The sequence below is a fragment of the Pseudomonas juntendi genome (assembly GCF_009932375.1).
Lineage (GTDB): Bacteria > Pseudomonadota > Gammaproteobacteria > Pseudomonadales > Pseudomonadaceae > Aquipseudomonas > Aquipseudomonas juntendi.
In genome coordinates this window covers 1-1,247 of the sequence record NZ_BLJG01000384.1, presented here as the reverse complement: position 1 = coordinate 1,247, position 1,247 = coordinate 1, and the positions used below count along the sequence as shown (strand labels likewise).

Annotated in this window: 1 protein-coding gene; it reads left to right on the top strand. The window is 63.0% G+C overall.

Going from position 1 to position 1,247, the window contains the following annotated elements:
- The first annotated feature begins 112 nt into the window (after positions 1-112).
- Positions 113-1,168, top strand: a complete 1,056-nt coding sequence (locus GYA94_RS26180; RefSeq protein ID WP_161893403.1) for an LLM class flavin-dependent oxidoreductase — start codon at positions 113-115, stop codon at positions 1,166-1,168.
- Positions 1,169-1,247: the final 79 nt, after the last annotated feature.

Here is a 1,247-nt window from a genome sequence, read left to right as displayed (position 1 = left end):
GCCGCGGCAAGATGGCCAGCCTGCCGGCCTTGGCCTGAAGCCCATTGTGAATCGAGACAGCTGGCGCCACCCTGCCTGGCGCCAGCCCCTTTCAAGCGTTGAGGAAAGCCCCATGAAATTTTCGTTGTTCGTACACATGGAACGTTGGGATGAACAGGTCAGCCACCGCCAGTTGTTCGAAGACCTGACCGAGCTGACCCTGATGGCCGAAGACGGCGGTTTCAGCACCGTGTGGATCGGCGAACACCACGCCATGGAATACACCATTTCGCCAAGCCCGATGCCATTGCTGGCGTACCTGGCGGCACGCACCGAAAAGATCCGCCTGGGTGCCGGCACCATCATCGCGCCGTTCTGGAACCCGATTCGCGTGGCAGGTGAATGTGCCCTGCTCGACGTGATCAGCAACGGCCGCATGGAAGTGGGCCTGGCCCGTGGCGCGTACCAGTTCGAATTCGACCGCATGGCCGGTGGCATGCCGGCCACCGACGGCGGCAAGGCCCTGCGCGAGATGGTGCCGGTGGTGCGCAAGCTCTGGGAAGGTGACTATGCCCATGACGGCGAAGTCTACAAATTCCCCACTTCCACCAGCGTACCGAAGCCGTTCAACGCTACGCCGCCCATGTGGATCGCCGCCCGCGACCCGGACTCGCACAACTTTGCCGTGGCCAACGGCTGCAACGTCATGGTCACGCCGCTGATGAAGGGCGACGAAGAAGTACTCGACCTGAAGAACAAGTTCCAGGCCGCCCTGGACAACAACCCCGACGTACCGCGCCCGCAATTGATGGTGCTGCGCCACACCCACGTGCACAGCCCGGCCGAGCCGGACGGCTGGAAGGTCGGCGCCCAGGCCATTTCGCGCTTCTACCGCACCTTCGATGCCTGGTTCGGCAACAAGACCACCCCGGTCAACGGCTTCCTGGAGCCAAGCCCGGAGTCCAAGTTTGCCGAAGTGCCGGCGTTCCAGCTGGAGAACATCCGCAAGAACACCATGATCGGCACCCCGGAAGAGATCATCGCGCGCATCCGCAATTACCAGGAGCTGGGTGTCGACGAGTTCAGCTTCTGGTGCGACAACAGCCTGCCCCACGCCGGGAAGAAGAAGTCCCTCGAACTGTTCATCAAGGAAGTGGTACCGGCGTTCGCCTGCATTCCCATTGCCTGAAACATTGCGGGACACAGCCCGCTCCCGTGGGGCCATGCGGCTTGCGCGACCGGGCCTTTTTACCGGCCAGCGGCAAGCG

Coding starts and splice junctions, on each gene's coding strand:
- GYA94_RS26180 (WP_161893403.1), top strand. CDS start 113: ATGAAATTTTCGTTGTTCGTACACATGGAACGTTGGGATGAACAGGTC.